Origin of the sequence: Roseibium sp. TrichSKD4 (assembly GCF_000148725.1) — a bacterium.
GTDB lineage: Bacteria > Pseudomonadota > Alphaproteobacteria > Rhizobiales > Stappiaceae > Roseibium.
In genome coordinates, this window is record NZ_GL476319.1 from 81172 (window position 1) to 99906 (window position 18735).

Sequence of the window (18735 nt, forward strand, 5' to 3'; positions counted from 1 at the left end):
TCAACGGATGTCAAAACCGTGGATCGCCCCGTGGAGATACTGATTAACCAATCTTTCATCAGATATGTGCCCCAATTTCTTGAGCTGCTTTATGCACCGCAGTTCCAAAAACGTGTCTTTGATTTACATCTTGGAATACAGCTACAGGTCCCCCCCAGTATTATCGCGCCATAAACCCTTCCGTCCATTCCCACGACCGCAGCACTAACAGAGGCTGCGCCAATCAAGACTTCTTCGCTTTGAAAGGCATATCCCGTCTCTCGCGCCTCATTGATCGCGATAGTTACATCCTCGATTGTGTCCAGAGAGTGATCGGTCGTTTTTGCAAAAGACGTAGTGGCCAGAACCTTTGATCGATCTTCGTCCGTCATAGCGGCCAAAATTGCTCGCCCAGAAGCCGTGTGGATTGCTGGCCAACGCCGGCCTAGTGGGGCGAGATTCAAGAGTTCATCTCGACTTGGGATTCGAGACAAGTAGACGATATCGTTACCGTCCAGTACCGATAGATCCGCTCTGGAAGCCAGCCGTTCGGACAGATCGATCAGATAGGGCGTTGCGTTCTCCAACAGCCGATTGTTGCGTAGGTACCCATAAACGGGTCGGAGACAGCTACGCCCAGGAACAAATCTCTTACCGTTTTCTTCGCGCTCCAAATATCCAAGCGCCTCAAGAGTGTACACGCTTCTTTGGACAGAACTCAGAGTTTCTCCTTTTAGTTCTGCGATATTCATGACTGATAAAGAACCAGAAGTATTTTGAAATGTTTCAAGAGCCTCAAGGGCCTTTAGAAGCGCATTCGAACTCATAGATTCTTCCCTCATTTCTCCGCCAAATACTGCATTTCCATATCGGTCACCGCAACCCTATATTCGAAATAAGCGGTTGACGTAGCGTTTTTTGGTGTTAAATATTTTATATCGGAATAATAAATCGTTATATGATAACTGTGGAGCAAAATATGAAGAAGCTGCTGAAATCTGCCGTGCTTGGCTTTTTCCTCTTGTCGAGTCCAGCAACTGCGGACGAATGGCCATCAAAAGGGATCAACCTGACGGTTGGTTATGGTGCGGGAGGAACAACTGACTCTACCGCGCGCGTCCTTGCAACTTTGCTTGAAACGGAGCTCGACACGACAGTAACAGTTATCAATAAGCCCGGTGGAGGAGGTTCAGTCGCGGCAGGCCTTGGCGCCGCTCAACGCCCGGACGGCTATAATATTTTCACCTTTACCACTGGAGCTGCGGTTCTATCGCCTCATCGTCAGGACCTACCTTACGACACGCTTTCCGACTTCACTTTCATCTCACAGTACGGAGCCTGGAATCTTGGGATCGTCGTTCCGGCCGATGCGCCCTATCAGACCTTTGAGGCACTGGTGACCTTCGCCAAAGAGAACCCCGGCGAAATCAGTTATGCAATTGCCGGCACCGGTACACCTCAATACCTGACGATGGAACGTCTGGCAAGGGAAGAAGGGCTGGATTGGAAAGCGGTCCCCTTCAAGGGCGGTGCCGCGTCGGTGACCGCTCTGCTCGGTAACCATGTCGATGTCATGGCGGGAGCAACCGAATGGCTTCCGCAGGTGAAATCAGGTGAGTTCAAATTGCTCGCCATCATAACAGACGCGCGCATGGATCAGTTCCCCGATGTGCCGACTTTGAAAGACCTCGGCTATGACATCGCAGCACCGTCCATACTGGGCATCGCAGCCGCCGACGGTGTACCGGAAGACGTGGTCGCAAAACTTGACACCGCAATCAAGAACGCCACGGAAAGCGAGGAGCTCCAGGCCATCATTGATAAACTTGCAATGAAGATGACCTATCGCAACAGCGCCGATTTCGAGCAGAATGTCCGCAAAAACTACGAGATCCAAGGTGAGATCATTCGCGCCGCCGGTCTGGGCAAATAGTTCCGTGACAATTTGAAGACCCGGTGCGTTCAACAACGGGCCTTCGTTTCCCGAGGGAGGTGGGAATGGCACAAAAAATTTCAAATACGATTTCAGGGCTGGTGCTGCTGTTTTTTTCCGCAGTGCTCTATTTCTACCTGATCCCGAATTTCGTCGGTTCCAGTGAGGCCGGCGCCATGTCGCCTCAGTTTTTCCCGCGCCTCGGGACTGTCTTGATCGGAGTTGGTGGATTGGCATTGATTACAATTTCTGTGTTGGCAAAGTCCCCACAACCTCCTGAAGACACTCTCAAAAAAGGAGCTGTCGACACTTCAAAGACGCTGATAGCACTGCTTGTTGCCTTATCAATGGCGGGGTTCATTCTGTTGTTCCAATGGCTCGGGTACTTCTATGCCGCCCCACCGGTCATCGCAGTCCTGATGGTTCTTTTTGGCGCTCGGAACCCGCTGATCGTTCTCCTGACAGCCGCGATTACAACCGCCGCACTGTTTGCCGTATTCAACCTCGGCTTAAACCTTCCGCTTGCTTGAGGTGTAACTATGATTGCCGACCTCTTCTCTGCTTTGGACATGCTGCTTTCAGTTCAGAACCTGATAGCCATCTTTGCAGGCGTCGCCTTCGGTGTCTTCATGGGGGCCGTACCTGGGTTGACGGGAACAATGGGCATCGCTCTCATTATCCCGCTGACTTATGCATTTGAGCCGATCACCGCTTTCGCTTTGCTGCTTGGAACTTATAAGGGCGCTCTCTTCAGCGGCTGTATTCCAGCAATTCTTATCAACACGCCAGGCACTCCCGCGGCTGCCGCCACGGTTCTTGACGGTTATCCATTGACCCAAAAAGGCCGTGGCGGCGAAGCTATGGGAATGGCGCTTTGGTCGTCTGTAATAGGTGATGTGATATCAACCATTGCCCTGATATTTGGCGCAATACTATTAGCTCAGCTTGCAACCAAGTTTGGCCCACCAGAGTTCGCCATGCTGGTTCTGTTCTCGCTGACAATCGTTGCCGGAGTTTCAGGCGACACTATGATCAAAGGCCTTATCGCTGCAGCCGTTGGTTTCATCTTTGGGACAGTCGGCCTTGATCCGATGATGGCGACGCCGCGGTTCACATTCGGTGAACTCACAATGTTGAACGGCATATCACTGATGGCAATGTTGATCGGTCTCTTCGCGGTCTCGGAACTTTTCATTCAAGCCGAGGTGTCGACTGCCTTAGTCTCCAAGGTCGTCGTACCCAAAGCGCAAATCGGTTGGGCCAAGATTCGAGAGAAACTACCCACGATTCTGCGTGGTTCGATGATTGGGATTGTATTGGGTTCCATTCCAGGTCTCGGCGCGACACCTTCGGCATTCCTGTCCTATTCCGAAGCCAAGCGTGCCTCGAAAACACCAGAGAAATTTGGAAAAGGCTCGTTGGATGGCGTTGCAGCGGCCGAATCCGCCAATAATGCGACCGCTGGCGGCGCACTGATCCCGCTAATGGCGCTCGGCGTGCCGGGCGACGTTGTAACCGCCGTTCTACTGGGTGCTTTCCTGATTCACGGGCTGGCACCAGGGCCACAGCTCTTCGCCGAGAACCTCGATCTCGTCTATGCGATCTTCATCGCCCTGCTGATCGCTGCGTTGATGCTGCCGATGATCGGTCTGGCCGCAATCCGGCTCTTCTCCCGCATCGTGATGATCCCGCGCTATGTGCTTTATCCAATCATCGCGATCCTATGCTTGCTGGGCGTGTTTGGCTTCAATTCCAGCCCTACTGACCTCTGGATCATGTTGGGTTTTGGTTTTCTCGGATATGCAATGCGAAAGCTTGCCTTTCCGTTGGCGCCAATGATGATCGGTTTCGTCCTGGAACCCATTGGGGAGCAATCTGTCAGGCAGGCTCTCACGATTTCCTCCGGAAACTGGTCGGTATTCGTTTCAACCCCGATTTCCATTCTGTTCCTGGCTCTGACCGTGCTCTCGGTCGTATTCATCACGCGTAGAACATTAAAAGACCGAAAGGTGGTGCAGGCATGAGCCGCGCAGCAAGTCAATCAATCCAAATCCGGAAACCCGCCATCAAAACCGAAAAAGGACTGGTTGCATCGCAGAACCGCATTGCATCCGAAATTGGTGCGGATGCTCTCCGGAAAGGCGGGAACGCAATTGACGCCGCCATTGCCACATCTTTTGCGCTCGGCGTTGTGGAGCCGTGGATGAGCGGGATCGGCGGCGGCGGCTACATGATCATTAGGCGCGCTGGAGATGACGGCGCGCAAGTCGTCGATTTCGGTATGCGCACACCGGCCGAGCTGAAGATAGATGACTATCCAGTCATCGGGGGCAAGGCCAGCGATCTCTTCCCCTGGCCAGTCGTCGAAGGCGACACCAATGTCTTTGGGGCAAAAGCTGTCGCGATCCCCGGTCAGGTGGCGGGGATGGCCAAAGCACATGAGGCTTTCGGTTCTCTGCCCTGGGCCGATCTTGTGGCCCCTGCCGTTATCGAAGCTGAAGAGGGACTTATGGTTGACTGGTATGCCCAGTTGATCCTTGCGGGTGCGGCCAAGGGGCTGGCCAAGTTTCCAGCATCGCGCGCAGCTTATCTCGACGAAGACGGGTTTCCGAAGGCGTCTGCTTGGACTGCGCTCGACCAGACGCGGTGCGATCAGAGCACACTCGCAACAACGTTAGCAGCCATTGCGTCGCAAGGGCCAAGCGCCTTTTACCGAGGAGCCATTGCGCAAAGTATTGTGGATGATCTGCAATCCGCTGGGGGGCGCCACACTCTTGAGGATTTAAGCGGCTACCAAGCTAAAATTGTTACCGCATCTGAGTTTGAATACAAAGGGCATCGCGTCTTCGGCACTCCCGAGATGACCGCCGGACCGACGTTGGAACGTGTACTCCAAATGCTCAAGGACTGGTCCCCGAGCGGCTCAAAAACGACAGACCAAGACTTCGCAATCTTCGACCGCGTAATCAGGGAAGCGAACCAAGAACGCTTTGAGACCATGGGCGACCTTGAACATGAGCTTGCACCGAGTTGTACCACGCATTTCAACGTTGTGGATGACCAGGGCACGATAGTATCTGTGACTCAAACACTCCTTTCTATTTTTGGATCACGAATGACATTGCCGAAGAGCGGTGTTTTGATGAACAACGGCATTATGTGGTTCGATCCCGAGCTGGGAAAACCCAATTCAATAGGGCCCAACAAACGCTGCCTCGCGAACATGTGCCCGACTTTGTTAGAGCGTTCGGACGGAACCCGCTTTGGTCTCGGAGCTGCAGGCGGGCGCAAAATCATGCCAGCCGTCGCGCAGTTGACATCTTACCTATTAGATTTTGGGATGGATGCAGACAGCGCAATACACGAGCCAAGGATTGACGTAAGCCTAACCGACACAACGATTGCCGATAATGCCTTGCAAGCGGGGGTTCGCAACGGACTTAGACGAAAGCTCCCTAGTTTGAGCGAAGCCCCGCGTACGGTATACCCTTACAATTTCGCTTGTCCCTCAATTGTCGAACGCAGCGGACCTTGCAACGCTGGGGCGACTGAAATCATGGCTTATTGGGCTGATACTGTGTCCGCGGACGACTAATGCTATGAACAATTTTTTATTGCAGATCCGCTGGCCAGATTTGATTGCCCTTATATCGTTAGTAGCCTGTTTCACTCTATACGCCCCACTCAGCAATTTGATTTTGGGGGGAAACATCTCGTCACGAATGCTGGAGTGGCGAAAAAGCTGGGCGCGTCAGATGATGTGGAGAGAAGAGCGTATTACTGATGTTAGTCTTGTTAGAGGACTAATCGGAAATGTCTCGTTCTTTGCCACAACGACGGTTTTTGTAATCAGTGGATTGCTTGCTCTGATTGGATCCAGCGGACCCATAGTTGCGAAACTTAATGCTTTACCGCATTTCGATAGGGTTAGCGAGGAAACAATAATAATGAAGCTCTCTACCCTGTTGGGAATGGCTGTTGTCGCATTCTTTAAGTTTGGTTGGGCGATGCGGTTGCATGCAAATGCACTGCTTATGGTCGGTGCGGCTCCTGAACCTGCGCAAAGAGACAGCGCGCTAGCTGAATATGTAGGGTCTAGTCTCGCAAAGATGAGTGCCTTAGCTTCTTTACATTTCCAAGGTGGCGTTAGGGCTTATTACTTCGGATTTGCAACACTCCCTTGGCTTTTTTCTGCTTGGCTTCTATTTCCTTCCTTAGCTCTCATGATATTAGTTGCAATAAGGCGAGAGTATTTCTCAAACGCCTTTCGCGCAGCGATGCCCCCAGTTTAAATGGACTGGGCTTTTTAAAATGGAACTCATTGTGAGTTGATGTGGTAATCATCCCCGAAAACGATTGGGTTGAAAATTTGATTTCTCCGTTATTTGATGCGCATGGAGAATGAGATGAATAGCCCTCCCCTTTTGAAGTTGTCCGCTGTTATGTTTAGGAAAACGGAAGATCAAAATGTCTCTGAAACACCAGAGGCCAGAAGAGGTTGTCTCGAATTTGCTGTAGGTTGAAGTGCTTCTCGGCCGGGTGTCCTCCGTCAAGGAAATTTGGACATATATTAGTTCTGTTTAACGGGGTAACTGGCTCATCTATTTGTCGATGTTAGGCGGCTTGCTTGCGGTGTTGCAAGAGCCGTTGTGCGATGGGTTTTCGTTTGATCCTTTCTCGATTGCGCAGGACTTGTTCACCGCGCACATGGTCCATGCCCTTGTCGTCGAGCCAGTCGGCCAGCTCACCGGCGAAGTAACTTGACCCATTGTCCGACAACAGTCTTGGCCGGTGGCGGACACTGGCCTGATTACAGCCTGAAGCCTGTAAGGCCAGTTCCAACGTATCCGTGACATCACTGGCCAACATCGTCGTACACAGCTTCCACGCGATGACATAGCGGCTGTAATCATCAAGGATTGTTGACAGGTAAAACCAACCCCAGCCAATAACCTTCAGATAGGTGAAGTCTGTCTGCCACAGCTCATTGGGCGCTGTGGTCTTGTTCTTGAACTCGTCAGCTGCCTTGACCACGATAAAGGCCGGACTGGTGATGAGGTCATGGGCTTTCAGCAACCGGTAAACACTGGCCTCAGACACGAAGTACTGCTTTGTGTCCGTAAACTGGACAGCCAGCTCCCGAGGTGAGAGTTCCGGTTCTTCCAGGGCCAGATCAATGACCTGTTGGCGGATATCATCGGGGATCCGGTTCCAGACCCGTGCAGGCATGGGGGCCGTGTCCTGCAAGGCATCTATGCCACCGGTTTGATATTTGTCATACCAGACGTAGAAGGTTGACCTTGGAATACCCAGCCGATCCAGCGTCTGTCTGACTGGAAGATGGGACTGCTCCACCAGTCGAATGATTTCAAGTTTCTCGGAGGCGGGATATCTCATTCGTCGTCGACCCCATCCCCGATCATGCTTTTTTTGAGAAGGCGAAGTTCCAGAGCCTGTTCTGCAACCACTTCCTTCAAGTCCCTCGTCTCTTTGCGAAGAGACTTTACTTCATCAGAACTGGCTTCACGAGCTGCGTCCCCAGCAAGCCGTTTCTTGCCCGCTTCCATGAAGTCCTTGGACCAGGAATAATACTGGCTCTGGGCGATACCTTCCTGGCGGCAAAGTTCTGCAATGCTGTCTTCGCCTCGAAGACCAGAAACCACTATGCGGATCTTCTCTTCAGCGGAAAACCGACGGCGGGTCTGGCGTTTGATGTCTTTTACGATCCAATCCGCATCGTCGGTCACTCGGTCCTTCTTTCGTCTCATCATTTGCTCCTGAGTTAGCAATGATGAGCCAAAATCACTCCCTTACGAAATCAAACCAATTTGCCCATTAGGCGCTGACGGTGGACATGAAATTCCATCAACCATCACGCTTGCCGTAGTAGAGCGCAACAACATGCTCTGCTTCGGCAAAAAATAGCCATCTTGACGTGAAGGTTCCTAGCCCGAATATGGTGATTGCAAAACATGTTGTCAGCGTGCCGCCAGGTAGAGCTACCACAATCAAAAACGGAAGGAGGACGATGGTGACGAACGCTATGCATCTCAGTTTCAAAGCGTGTCTTCGCCCTACCACATAGACCATTTCCTTCAGGAGGTAGTTGGATCCTGTGTGCGGAGGCTCGAACATGCGGACCGAACCGCGATCTCCAAGCCCAGTTGCTGTTTCCATGGAATGCCCACGCGCGGCGAACTGACGATCACCGATCCGCCAATGGGCCAGCTGAGCCAGTCCGGCGCAGGTTAGAAGCACAAGAGCTGCAGATGTGTGCTGCATCAAAATCGCGCCGCCCGCAAGCGACAGGGTCAACATGTGGATTGGAGTGATCCAGTGGTTCCAGCGCGGCACGGTTTTCAGTTGGGTGTAGATCATCGCGGTAGAGACGACCGTTGCCATCGCAAGACCAGCGCCAAGCCATCCGAGAACCGATATCGTGATGCCGCGAAAAATGTTGTTGATTGCAAAGATTCCCATCACCGAAAGCGTAGCAGCTGAAAGCCATGCCTCTCTGGAAAGCCAACTCGTTTTCCATTGACTAAAAGCGCGCCAGGCCCGCTGCGGATTGTCAAGATGGAAGGTCGAGGCAATCAACCCGGTAATAGTGAATGTGAAGGCAATGGCGAAGGGCATGAAAGCTGCCACGCCCTGAACGTCTAGAACACCGATCCCGAGGAAAGCAAGCATTCCTAAGCCGAGTCCTGAGAGAACGGTGAAGATGATAACCGAGGGAGCCGGATGCATCAGAGTGCCTCCAATGCCATATCCAACCATCCGAGGAAGCCCTTGGGCTCCTCGGCGATCGGGGTGAGAGAAGATGAGTCAGCGGCTTGCGCAGTCAGCCTGTCCTTGGGCCTTGGCGGTAGATATTTGTTGGTGGGCGCTGTGCCCTGTTCAGGCATCAGGTCAAACCCGCCACGTTCGGCCACCAGCTTCGACACGTCGCTGTCCGGGTCTCCAAGATCACCGAAATGGCGCGCCCCGGCAGGACAGGTGCGCACACAGGCCGGCACACGGTCCACCTCTTCCAAGTTCTCGTTATAAATCCGGTCAACACACAAAGTGCATTTCTTCATCACACCTGCGACCTGATCAAGCTCGCGGGCACCATAAGGACACGCCCAAGCGCATAACCCGCACCCGATACAGGCGCTTTCATCGACCAGTACAATTCCGTCCTCGGATCGTTTATAACTCGCCCCCGTCGGGCAAACAGTCACACACGGTGCCGTGTCGCAATGCAGGCAGGACTTTGGAAAATGAACCGTCTGGCTGCACCCGCCGCCAGTTGGCGCGATCTCGTAGGAATGTACCCTGTTCAGAAAGCTGCCAACGGGATCGGCTCCGTAGGCATCTACATCGCTGAGCGGCACGCCGTAGTTTTCCGTGTTCCAGCCCTTGCAGGCGACGACACAGGCATGGCACCCGACACAGGTATCCAGATCGATGACCAGCCCGAGCTTGCGCTGCGTTGTTTCGGGAAGTTCAGTCATGCTTCCACCTTTTGCTGAACAGTCGACGGGCCTTCGCCGACGGGCGACACCTGCGATGATGTGGTCGGCTTGCTGTGTTTTCGCGGCCGGGACTTTTCGATCCGGACCCGCAAATCAAACCACGCAGCCTGTCCGGTGATCGGGTCGGAATTGGACCATCTCAGACCGTCTCCCTTGGGCGGAAGAAGCTCGTTGATCAGGTGGTTGAGGAGAAAGCCCTTGGTGGCCTCCGGTGCGCCAATCTCAAGCGCCCATGCCCCTCGTCTCTTGCCGATGGCGTTCCAGGTCCAGACCGTGTTCTCGTTCAGTCCGGCCATGTGCGCAACCGGCACCCGGATTTCTCCATGCACCGAAGTTACCTTGGCCCAATCCCCGTCCTTGAACCCCTTCTCTTCCCAGATCTTGGTCGGAACATAGAGAGGGTTTATGCCATGGATCTGGCGCAGCCACGCATTCTGGCTGCCCCATGAATGGTACATGGCCATGGGGCGCTGGGTCAGTGCATGGACGGGATAGGCCTCCTCGTCTATTTCGCGGTCTTCCAGCGCCGGATACCAGATCGGCAGCGGGTCCATGCAATCAATGATCCGCTGCCTGAGGTGATCCGGCGGCTGCCTGTCGCAATGCCCTTCCGCAGCAAGCTGCATGCGGCGCAAGGGTTCCACGTAAAGCTGGAAGAGATAAGGCTGCGGCTTGTCGTAAAAACCAAGACCAACAGCCCAGTCCTGATAGGCCGTGTTCCATGGCTTGTAGAACGCAGCTTCCTCCGGCACATGCTCGACAAAGAACCCGCCATTTTCGATATAACGGTTCAGCTGGTCCGGATTGACCTCGCCTCTCCCGCTTTTCGAACCATCTCCACGGAACCCTGCCAGCGGGCCAATGCCCGGTCGGCGCTGGTGGTTGACGATATAATCCGCGTAGTCGGCGTAAATCGCCTCGCCCTTGTTATTGACGAAACCGGGAAGACCCAACCTCACGCCAAGATCAACCAACACCGACTGGAAGCCGCGTACATCCCGGTCCGGTTCAATGACCGGCCAGCGGATTGCATCAGCCGCGGCATCCGCCTCACAGATCGGTCGATCCAGCAAAGAGATGCAGTCATGGCGCTCCAGATAGGTGGTATCGGGGAGGATCAGGTCCGCAAAGGCGACCATTTCGGACGAATAGGCATCCGAATAGATGATCTTCGGGATGACATAGTCGCCGTTCTCGTCCTTGTCTGTCAGCATTTCCATGACACTGCTGGTGTTCATGGACGAGTTCCAGGACATGTTGGCCATGTAGAGGAACAGCGTGTCGATCTTGTAAGGATCACCGGCATGGGCGTTGGAGATCACCATGTGCATCAGCCCATGGGCCGAGAGCGGGTTCTCCCAAGTAAACGCCTTGTCAATCCGCGCGGGCGTGCCGTCTTCCTTTAGGGCAAGGTCCTGCGGGCCACGCACGAAGCCAAGATGCGGCCCGTCCAGTGGGTGTTTGGGCTGGGACTTGCAGTGCGGTGTTGGATGCGCTTCCACCGGCTTCGGGTAAGGCGGCTTGAAGCGGTACCCGCCGGGGACTTCCACCGTTCCAAGCAGGATCTGCAGCACATGCAGCGCTCGACAGGTTTGAAACCCGTTGGAATGGGCGGAGATCCCGCGCATGGCATGAAAACTGACTGGGCGACCCAACATTTTCTCGTGATGCTCGCCGCGAAAGTCCGTCCACGACTGGTCCAGTTCAAAGGCCTCATCAAACGCGACACGAGCGACTTCCGCTGCCAGTGCCCAAATGCGCTCGGCCTTGATCCCGCATTTTTCCGCGACCTTTTCAGGGGCATAGTCTTCGGACAGGAAATGCTCCGCCATATGCTGGAACACGGTGCGATGTGTCGCCCCGTCCATATCAACAGAGCCAGCAAGATCTGGATTGACGCCCGCCTTGTCGAAAGGCTCAAGCACACCGGTCTTGCGGTCAACAACCAGCGGCTTGCCGGTCCCATCGCGCAGCAGAAGCCCCTTCTCTGGCGAGCCGGGCGTCTCGTTTACCAGACAGGGCGCATTGGTGTAGCGGGAGAGATAGTTCAGATCGATCTTTCCGGCCTTCATGAGAAGGTGGATCATCGACAGGATCAGCAGACCGTCGGTTCCCGGTGTTATCCCGACCCATTCATCCGCAACAGCGTTATAGCCGGAGCGGATCGGGTTGACGCCGATGACCTTGCCGCCATTTCCCTTGAGCTTCCCGATCCCCATCTTGATGGGGTTGGAATCGTGGTCTTCCGCAACACCGAAAATCACAAACACCTTTGTGCGATCCCAGTCCGGTTGCCCGAATTCCCAGAACGCCCCGCCCATCGTGTAAATGCCGGCGGTCGCCATGTTGACGGAGCAAAAGCCGCCATGGGCAGCATAGTTTGGCGTTCCAAAGTTCTGCGCCCAGAAGCTGGTGAAACTTTGCGACTGGTCGCGCCCGGTAAAGAAGGCCAGTTTCTCCGGGGCATTATCACGCAAGGGCCCAAGCCATGAAGTGGCAATTTCAAGAGCCTCGTCCCACGAGATTTCCTTGAACTGACCCGATCCCCGCGGACCTGTCCGCAAGAGAGGCGCCTTGAGTTTTGACGGGGCGTTGACCTGCATGATACCGGCGGAGCCCTTGGCACACAGGACGCCCTTGTTGACCGGGTGATCGCGATTGCCCTCGATATAGGCAACCCGCTTTTTCCCATCCGTGCCGTCTTTCATGTGGACGTTGATCCCGCATCGGCAGGCACACATGTAGCAGGTCGTTTTCCGAACCTCGTCGGAAACCTTTGGCGAGGTGTCGAGGGTCGGGTTCGGACTGGCCATCAATGGACCTCCATGAGTGACAGGGCGTTGCGGACGATCATCGCCTCTTCCTCTGCAGGCACGATCCAGACCTGAACCTTCGACTGCTCTGTGTGGAGACGGGTGGAATTTGCGGAATTGGCATCAGGGTCAAAATCGACGCCGAGCCAGGAAAGATCGGAGACGATGCGTTCTCGGGTTCCGGCATCGTTTTCGCCAATGCCGCCGGTGAAGGCGATCGCATCCGCGCCGCCCAGGGCCGCTATCATCGATCCAGCGTGGCGGACGGCCCAGTAACAGAAGTGATCGACAGCGAACCGGGCTTCCGGCGTATCTGCCGCTTTCAACTCCCGCATGTCGGACATGCCGCCGAGCGCCAGAAAACCGCTCTTTCGATTCAGCAGATCGGAGGTTTCGCTCGCGCCCAAATCTTTGACAAGCTTCAGGACGGCATTGCCGTCAATGGAGCCGCACCTTGTGCCCATGGTCAGGCCTTCAAGCGGCGAATAGCCCATGGTGGTTGCAACAGACTGCCCATCGCGTATAGCGCAGATGCTGGCACCATTTCCAAGATGAAAGGCCAGAAGGCGTTTAGGCAGCGGCTCGCCGGACAGCTCCGGCAGCAGATGCACAAGACTTTGATAGGAAATGCCATGAAAGCCGTAGCGCCGCAGCCCTTTTTGGGTCAGCTGCGGCCGGATCGCATAAGTCGTGGCAACGTCGGGGTTTGTCGCATGAAAGGCGGTATCGAAGCTGACATATTGGGGCAGGTTAGGCGCCAGTTTGGCGACTGCACGGATCCCGGACAGATTGTGGGGGTTATGAAGCGGCGCGAAGGGGGAGCACCGCTCGATCTCCATGAGGAGTTCTGCAGTCACAAGGTGGGGGGCGCTCAAGCTTTGCCCGCCGTGAACGACGCGGTGGGCGGCAGCGGCCAGATCGGACAGCTTGACCCCACCCGCATCAAGAGCACTCAGGATCGCAGCCAGCGCGTTCTCATGGTTTGCAAGTGCAATGTCCTGCTTCCGGGAACCAATCGTCAGCCGGGAAGAGCCGCCGATCTCGACGGCACTCCCAGACACTTTCTTCGTCAAATTCTCTCCAAACAGAGCGAATTTGACTGAGGACGAACCAGAATTCAGAACCAGAACATTACGCATCACAAGGTCCAACCTGTCACATCAGGCTGGGGTCTGGGGTCGCATATCCGACTTGGAAATGCCCGCAACCACAACCGGCTTCTTCATAGCATCGCGCCGGAAGGGCTCGCCGAGCTCCTGATTGATCAGCGCTTCGATCAAGGTGGTTTTGCCTTCCTTCATCTGGCGCTCGATGGCCTTGTCCAGTTCGGAAGTCAGCTCGTCCATCGTCCGTGCCTGCACGCCTTCCAGGCCACAAGCCTTGGCAATCCCAGCGTAGCTGACATCGTCGTCGAGTTCAGTACCGACGAAATTGTCGTCATACCACAGGGTCGAATTGCGTTTTTCCGCGCCCCACTGGTAGTTCCGGAAGACCACCATGGTGATTGCAGGCCATTCGCTGCGGCCAATGGCGGTGAGTTCGGTCACCGCAATGCCAAAGGCGCCATCGCCTGCAAAGCCGACAACCGGCGTATCGGGGCACCCAATCTTCGCGCCCACGATGGATGGCAGGCCATATCCGCAAGGGCCGAAGAGGCCCGGTGCCAGATATCTCCGACCTTCCTCAAAGCTCGGATAGGCGTTGCCGATGGCGCAGTTGTTGCCGATATCGGAGCTAATGATGGCCTCACGCGGCAGAGCAGACTGAATGGCGCGCCATGCCTTGCGCGGGCTCAGCCAATCGGGCTTGGCCGCACGGGCGCGTTCATTCCATGAGGTGCCCGGATCATCGTCCTCGTGATCCATCGACGACAGTTGCTGCGCCCATGCAGATTTCGTCTGCGCGATCATTGCCTTGCGATCGGCACGGCCTTGATCACCTGCTGACGGGCTCAGCTTGGCAAGGATGCTGTCTGCCACCTTCTTCGCATCACCGACAATACCAATGGAAATTGTCTTGGTCAGGCCAATACGGTTCGGATTGATGTCCACCTGAATGATGCTGGCATCCTTCGGCCAGTAATCAATCCCGTAACCCGGCAGGGTCGAGAACGGATTGAGGCGTGTGCCGAGCGCGAGAACCACATCGGCCTTGGAGATCAGCTCCATACCGGCCTTCGATCCGTTGTAGCCAAGGGGACCGGCGAAAAGCGGATGTGAACCGGGAAATGCATCATTGTGCTGGTAACCGCAGCAGACAGGTGCATCGAGACGCTCGGCCAAAGCCATGGAAGACGGGATGGCACCTGCCAGCACGACTCCTGCCCCGTTCAGGATGACCGGGAACTTGGCGTTGCTGAGAAGGTCGGCGGCTTCGGCAATTGCCGTTTCACCACCAGCTGGGCGCTCGAACTCGACAACTGTCGGTAGGTTGATGTCGATAACCTGTGTCCAGAAATCACGCGGCACGTTGATCTGTGCCGGAGCGCTGCAGCGGTGAGCCTGCTGGATCACGCGGCTCAGAACTTCCGCGATACGGGTTGGATCGCGCACTTCTTCCTGGTAGGCCACCATATCCTTGAAGAGAGCCATCTGCTCAACTTCCTGAAAACCGCCCTGACCGATGGTCTTGTTGGCCGCCTGCGGTGTTACCAGCAGAAGCGGTGTGTGGTTCCAATAGGCCGTTTTGACGGCTGTCACGAAGTTAGTGATCCCCGGACCATTTTGGGCAATCATCATGCTCATCTTGCCGGTGGCACGGGTGTACCCATCCGCCATCATTCCGCCGGAGCATTCGTGAGCGCAGTCCCAAAAGGTGATACCGGCCCTGGGAAACAGGTCGGAGATAGGCATGAACGCCGAACCGATGATCCCGAACGCATGTTCGATCCCGTGCGACTGCAGCACCTTTACGAAGGCTTCTTCGGTCGTCATCTTCATGTCACTTACTCCCGTGAGTTCAAACAGGCAAAACCTGCATCAGCAATATTGGCAGTAGTTTTAACCTCCTTCCCCTGCGTTTAATTAGGTCCAGTTTTTAATATTATATAGATCCAAAATATGATTTCTGCCCAAATTTGGCTCTAGACCGCCCCCAACCACCTCAACTTGGAATCACGGCCTTTTTCGACACGTGAATTTTATTTTGATAACCATAGTCTCATTTTTTGTGAATTTATCCAAAACATTAACCCAGAAGGACAGCCCCTGAGATTTTCTACCGGCCTCCACTGAAAACCTGATTTCGGTTTTCCGGCATCTGGTTTTGTGATCCAGACCGGAACTCCCGCCCCCTCATCGCATTGCTTCGCCAATCCGCTTTGCAATCAGGGCCATTCCTTCGGGAATATTGGCTGACGGGATGGAGGAGTAGGCAAGGCGATAGTATCCCGGCACCTCGCTGTTCCTGGCAAAGAAGGCGCGTCCCGGTTCGATCAGCACGCCGTCATTACGCAGGTTGAGTGCCAGCTCGGAACTGTCGATATCCTCCGGCGTGCGCATCCAGAAGGACGAACCGCCAAAGGTCCCCTGCCTCGGCATCAAGAGTCCGTTTTCCGCCATGCACTGTTCCATGAGAGACCGGCGCTTCTGGTAGATCCGGCCCATGCGGGCGATCTGCGCATCGTAGTGTCCGAGAGAGAGAAAGTAGGCCGCCGTGCGCTGGATCAGGCCGGGAGGATGGCGCAGCACCGATGACCGCAAGGCCCTTGCCTCGCGAACGAAAGGTTCCGGGGCCACAAGATATCCTAGCCGAAGGCCGGGAAAAAGTGATTTGGAAAAGGACCCCGTGTAGATCACTGACCCACTTTGATCGAGGGACTTGAGCGCAGGAGATGGCGACTTGAGGAAGGAAATCTCGAACTCGTAATCATCTTCAACAATCACGAAGCCGTTTCGGGCGGCAAGTTTCAACAGCGCATGACGACGGGATACCGGCATCGTCGCATTGCTCGGGCAATGGTGGCTTGGAGTGGTGAAGACAACGTCGATCTGCGCTGGAAGTTTTTCCGGCGGGAGCCCTGCCGCATCCACATCAACCAAAACTGTATTGCATCTAGTCTGATTGAGGATCTGCCGCAACCCCGGAAAGCACGGGTTTTCGATCACGGCGACCCGGCGCTGGGTCAACAGCAGTTGCGCGGTGATCCAGAGCGCGTTTTGCGCGCCCAACGTGATGAGGATTTCTTCCGGCTTTGCGGCAATACCGCGCCTTGGCAGGATTTGCCGCGCAATGAACTCAACGAGCATGGGGTCGTCCCGCTCGTAATAGTCCGTTGCCAGAATATCGAAGTCCTTGCGCCCGACCGCCTGTAATGCGCATGTCCGCCAATTGCTGTGGTCAAACAGGCTCGGATCAGATTGTCCGTAAATGAAGGGGTACTTGTAATCGCGCCAGTTGGACGGACGCACGAGTGGAACCTCGTCGGAAAAGCGCTGACTGATCACGCGGGACCAATCGATCTGATTGGCTTCGCCTTGCGCGGGAAGCTCAAACTTCGGACGGCTCGGTGCAGTGTTTGCAACGAAATAGCCGGAGCGTCCGCGGGAAATCAGATACTCGTTTGATACCAGTTCCGTATAGGCAATTGTTACGGTGATGCGCGCAACGCCGAGATGATCGGCAAGCTTTCGGCTGGATGGCATCTTCTCACCTGGCAGGCACCTGCCGGAGAGGATCGCCTCCACAATCAGCCGCTGAATCTGGTGCTGAAGCGTTGTTTCACTGTCGGGCCGAAGGAAAAAGGTTTCTGCCGGGATCGCCATAACTGGCCTTATTTCAAGAACCTACTGGCACCATTAAACAGAAACACACAAGACCTGACAACTCTTACAATATGATTCTGCCAACAACGTCAAATCACTCTACGGAAACCATAAAAATGTGGCGGCACGAGGCCGCCACAGTTCTTCGGCTAAAGGGAGTAATCGATGCGAGTGTCAGCCGAAAACCCGTGTCAGCGCGACATCGATAGCGCTGGTGATCTGATCAATGTCATCCGTCGTCGCAATCAGGGCCGGTGACAGGCAGAGTGTGTTGTTGAGGCCCGGAAGAGCGCGGTTCGTGGCTCCGATGATGACGTTTTGTGCCATGCATTCGCCAACCACCGCCTGAACCAGCTTCTCGGCTGCCGGTTCCTTTGTGGCCCGGTCCGCCACCAGTTCCAGCCCACAGAAGAGACCAAGACCGCGGACGTCACCGACGGCGCGATGCTTTTCCTGCAGGGCATGGAGATTGTCCATCAGGCGCGCGCCCATGGCCGTGGTGTTGTCGAGAAGGTTTTCGTCTTCGATGATCCGCATGTTCTCCAGCGCAGCTGCCGGCCCGGCGGTGCATCCGCCATAGGTGGAGATATCGCGGAAATGGCTCATGTGATCGGACGGATCGTCCTTGAACATGTCGAAGACCTTTTCGGTCGTCACAAGGCAGGCAACGGCGGCATAGCCCGAGGCCACGCCCTTCGCCATGGTCACGAAGTCCGGCTTGATGCCGTAATGCTGATACCCGAACCACTTACCGGTTCGCCCGATGCCGCACACCACTTCGTCGAGATGGATCAGGATTTCGTATTTTTCGCAGATTTCCTGAACCCGCTCCCAGTAGCCCTTTGGCGGGGTGATCACTCCGCCACCGGCGGTTACCGGTTCAAGACAGATCGCACCGACCGTATCCGGCCCTTCCCGCAGTACCACTTCCTCAATCGCGTGTGCGGCGCGTTCGCCGTAGGCTTCCGTGTCCCACTGGGCGCGGTATTCGCAGCAATGCGGCACCTCCACGAAACCCGGAGTATAAGGCCCGTACTGGGCGTTGCGCTCCGGCTGCCCGCCGGCAGAAATCGCGCTGATAGAGGACCCGTGATAATCCCGCTCGCGGAACAGGATCTTGTGCTTCTTGCCGCCATGACGCTTGTGAGCGATCTGGCGGATCATCTTGAAGGCCTTTTCGTTGGCTTCTGTGCCGGAGTTGATCAGGTATACTCGGCTCATGCCCGGCATCTTCGAGATCAGGCGCTCGGAAAATCGGGCACCGGGGATGGACCCTGCGGAATTGGCAAAATAATTCAGTTTGATCAGCTGGTCGCGCACCGCATTGGCAATGCTCTCGCGGCCATAACCAACATTGACCGTCCAGACCCCGCCAGATACGCCATCCAGATGCTCCCGACCCGTCGCATCCCAAAGGCGCATACCCTTTCCCTCGACCATGATTTTCGGATCGTTGGTCTCAAGCGACTTGTGCTGTAGGAGATGGTGCCAGACATGGGCACGATCAGCCTCAATAACGTCAGTCAGATCATTCGGCGATGATGCAATATTCATGACATTTTCCTTTCGTGCCAAGTCGCCACCAACAAATACTCGGTGTTTTGAAAAGCTCGCCGGAGCAAGTGACGGGAAAGATCACTCCGCCCTATTCATCTCCACGTCCTGCTTACCTCCAAATCAAACTGCACGCGTTTTGAGCAACATATAGGGCCAGTTCTGAACTTACCTTA

The 18735-nt window shown here is 55.2% G+C and carries 13 protein-coding genes and 1 pseudogene; 5 read left to right on the forward strand and 9 right to left on the reverse strand.

The window, feature by feature from the left end; genetic code table 11:
* Positions 1 to 89: 89 nt before the first annotated feature.
* Positions 90 to 806 (reverse strand): IclR family transcriptional regulator, encoded by a 717-nt coding sequence (locus TRICHSKD4_RS16705; RefSeq protein ID WP_040617063.1) that lies wholly within the window; start codon positions 804 to 806, stop codon positions 90 to 92.
* A gap of 152 nt (positions 807 to 958) precedes the next feature.
* Between TRICHSKD4_RS16705 and TRICHSKD4_RS16710 the strand changes: the two genes are divergently transcribed.
* From TRICHSKD4_RS16710 to TRICHSKD4_RS16730, 5 genes are all read left to right on the forward strand, one after another.
* Positions 959 to 1912: a tripartite tricarboxylate transporter substrate binding protein gene (locus TRICHSKD4_RS16710; protein WP_009468057.1), complete on the forward strand. Its 954-nt coding sequence runs from the start codon at positions 959 to 961 to the stop codon at positions 1910 to 1912.
* Between the two features lie 65 nt (positions 1913 to 1977).
* Positions 1978 to 2442, forward strand: a complete 465-nt coding sequence (locus TRICHSKD4_RS16715; protein ID WP_009468058.1) for a tripartite tricarboxylate transporter TctB family protein — start codon at positions 1978 to 1980, stop codon at positions 2440 to 2442.
* Positions 2443 to 2451: 9 nt separating this feature from the next.
* A complete protein-coding gene (locus tag TRICHSKD4_RS16720; protein ID WP_009468059.1) occupies positions 2452 to 3936 on the forward strand; it encodes a tripartite tricarboxylate transporter permease in 1485 nt (494 codons plus the stop codon).
* Positions 3933 to 5507 (forward strand): gamma-glutamyltransferase, encoded by a 1575-nt coding sequence (locus TRICHSKD4_RS16725; protein WP_009468060.1) that lies wholly within the window; start codon positions 3933 to 3935, stop codon positions 5505 to 5507. Before TRICHSKD4_RS16720 ends, TRICHSKD4_RS16725 begins: the two co-directional genes overlap by 4 nt.
* Positions 5508 to 5511: 4 nt before the next feature.
* The gene (locus tag TRICHSKD4_RS16730; protein ID WP_040617064.1) at positions 5512 to 6204 is read left to right on the forward strand and encodes a DUF599 domain-containing protein; all 693 of its coding nucleotides are present in this window, start codon (positions 5512 to 5514) and stop codon (positions 6202 to 6204) included.
* A 322-nt stretch (positions 6205 to 6526) separates the two neighbouring features.
* On the opposite strand, the pseudogene TRICHSKD4_RS16735 reads toward TRICHSKD4_RS16730, so the two are convergent.
* The 8 genes and pseudogenes from TRICHSKD4_RS16735 to TRICHSKD4_RS16775 form a co-directional block, all read right to left on the reverse strand.
* A pseudogene (locus TRICHSKD4_RS16735) lies at positions 6527 to 7680 on the reverse strand (IS3 family transposase).
* 97 nt (positions 7681 to 7777) lie between these two features.
* On the reverse strand, positions 7778 to 8659 hold the full coding sequence (locus TRICHSKD4_RS16745) for a DmsC/YnfH family molybdoenzyme membrane anchor subunit (RefSeq protein WP_009468062.1): 882 nt from the start codon (positions 8657 to 8659) through the stop codon (positions 7778 to 7780).
* Positions 8659 to 9408 carry a 4Fe-4S dicluster domain-containing protein gene (locus TRICHSKD4_RS16750; RefSeq protein ID WP_009468063.1) on the reverse strand — a complete coding sequence of 250 codons (750 nt, stop codon included), beginning with the start codon at positions 9406 to 9408 and terminating at the stop codon, positions 8659 to 8661. Before TRICHSKD4_RS16750 ends, TRICHSKD4_RS16745 begins: the two co-directional genes overlap by 1 nt.
* A complete protein-coding gene (locus tag TRICHSKD4_RS16755; protein WP_009468064.1) occupies positions 9405 to 12242 on the reverse strand; it encodes a molybdopterin oxidoreductase family protein in 2838 nt (945 codons plus the stop codon). Before TRICHSKD4_RS16755 ends, TRICHSKD4_RS16750 begins: the two co-directional genes overlap by 4 nt.
* The gene (locus TRICHSKD4_RS16760; protein ID WP_040617065.1) at positions 12242 to 13381 is read right to left on the reverse strand and encodes an acetate/propionate family kinase; all 1140 of its coding nucleotides are present in this window, start codon (positions 13379 to 13381) and stop codon (positions 12242 to 12244) included. Before TRICHSKD4_RS16760 ends, TRICHSKD4_RS16755 begins: the two co-directional genes overlap by 1 nt.
* Positions 13382 to 13402: 21 nt before the next feature.
* On the reverse strand, positions 13403 to 15181 hold the full coding sequence (xsc, locus tag TRICHSKD4_RS16765) for a sulfoacetaldehyde acetyltransferase (RefSeq protein WP_009468066.1): 1779 nt from the start codon (positions 15179 to 15181) through the stop codon (positions 13403 to 13405).
* Between the two features lie 354 nt (positions 15182 to 15535).
* Positions 15536 to 17005, reverse strand: coding sequence for a PLP-dependent aminotransferase family protein (locus TRICHSKD4_RS16770; RefSeq protein WP_009468067.1), 1470 nt, complete (start codon positions 17003 to 17005; stop codon positions 15536 to 15538).
* 174 nt (positions 17006 to 17179) lie between these two features.
* Positions 17180 to 18559, reverse strand: a complete 1380-nt coding sequence (locus tag TRICHSKD4_RS16775; RefSeq protein WP_009468068.1) for an aspartate aminotransferase family protein — start codon at positions 18557 to 18559, stop codon at positions 17180 to 17182.
* Positions 18560 to 18735: the final 176 nt, after the last annotated feature.

Excerpts from the sequence above, each read along its gene's own strand:
- TRICHSKD4_RS16745 (WP_009468062.1), bottom strand. The coding sequence starts at position 8,659 with ATGCATCCGGCTCCCTCGGTTATCATCTTCACCGTTCTCTCAGGACTC.
- TRICHSKD4_RS16705 (WP_040617063.1), bottom strand. The coding sequence starts at position 806 with ATGAGTTCGAATGCGCTTCTAAAGGCCCTTGAGGCTCTTGAAACATTT.
- TRICHSKD4_RS16725 (WP_009468060.1), top strand. The coding sequence starts at position 3,933 with ATGAGCCGCGCAGCAAGTCAATCAATCCAAATCCGGAAACCCGCCATC.
- TRICHSKD4_RS16750 (WP_009468063.1), bottom strand. The coding sequence starts at position 9,408 with ATGACTGAACTTCCCGAAACAACGCAGCGCAAGCTCGGGCTGGTCATC.
- TRICHSKD4_RS16710 (WP_009468057.1), top strand. The coding sequence starts at position 959 with ATGAAGAAGCTGCTGAAATCTGCCGTGCTTGGCTTTTTCCTCTTGTCG.
- TRICHSKD4_RS16730 (WP_040617064.1), top strand. The coding sequence starts at position 5,512 with ATGAACAATTTTTTATTGCAGATCCGCTGGCCAGATTTGATTGCCCTT.
- TRICHSKD4_RS16775 (WP_009468068.1), bottom strand. The coding sequence starts at position 18,559 with ATGAATATTGCATCATCGCCGAATGATCTGACTGACGTTATTGAGGCT.
- xsc (WP_009468066.1), bottom strand. The coding sequence starts at position 15,181 with ATGAAGATGACGACCGAAGAAGCCTTCGTAAAGGTGCTGCAGTCGCAC.
- TRICHSKD4_RS16755 (WP_009468064.1), bottom strand. The coding sequence starts at position 12,242 with ATGGCCAGTCCGAACCCGACCCTCGACACCTCGCCAAAGGTTTCCGAC.
- TRICHSKD4_RS16720 (WP_009468059.1), top strand. The coding sequence starts at position 2,452 with ATGATTGCCGACCTCTTCTCTGCTTTGGACATGCTGCTTTCAGTTCAG.
- TRICHSKD4_RS16760 (WP_040617065.1), bottom strand. The coding sequence starts at position 13,381 with ATGCGTAATGTTCTGGTTCTGAATTCTGGTTCGTCCTCAGTCAAATTC.
- TRICHSKD4_RS16715 (WP_009468058.1), top strand. The coding sequence starts at position 1,978 with ATGGCACAAAAAATTTCAAATACGATTTCAGGGCTGGTGCTGCTGTTT.
- TRICHSKD4_RS16770 (WP_009468067.1), bottom strand. The coding sequence starts at position 17,005 with ATGGCGATCCCGGCAGAAACCTTTTTCCTTCGGCCCGACAGTGAAACA.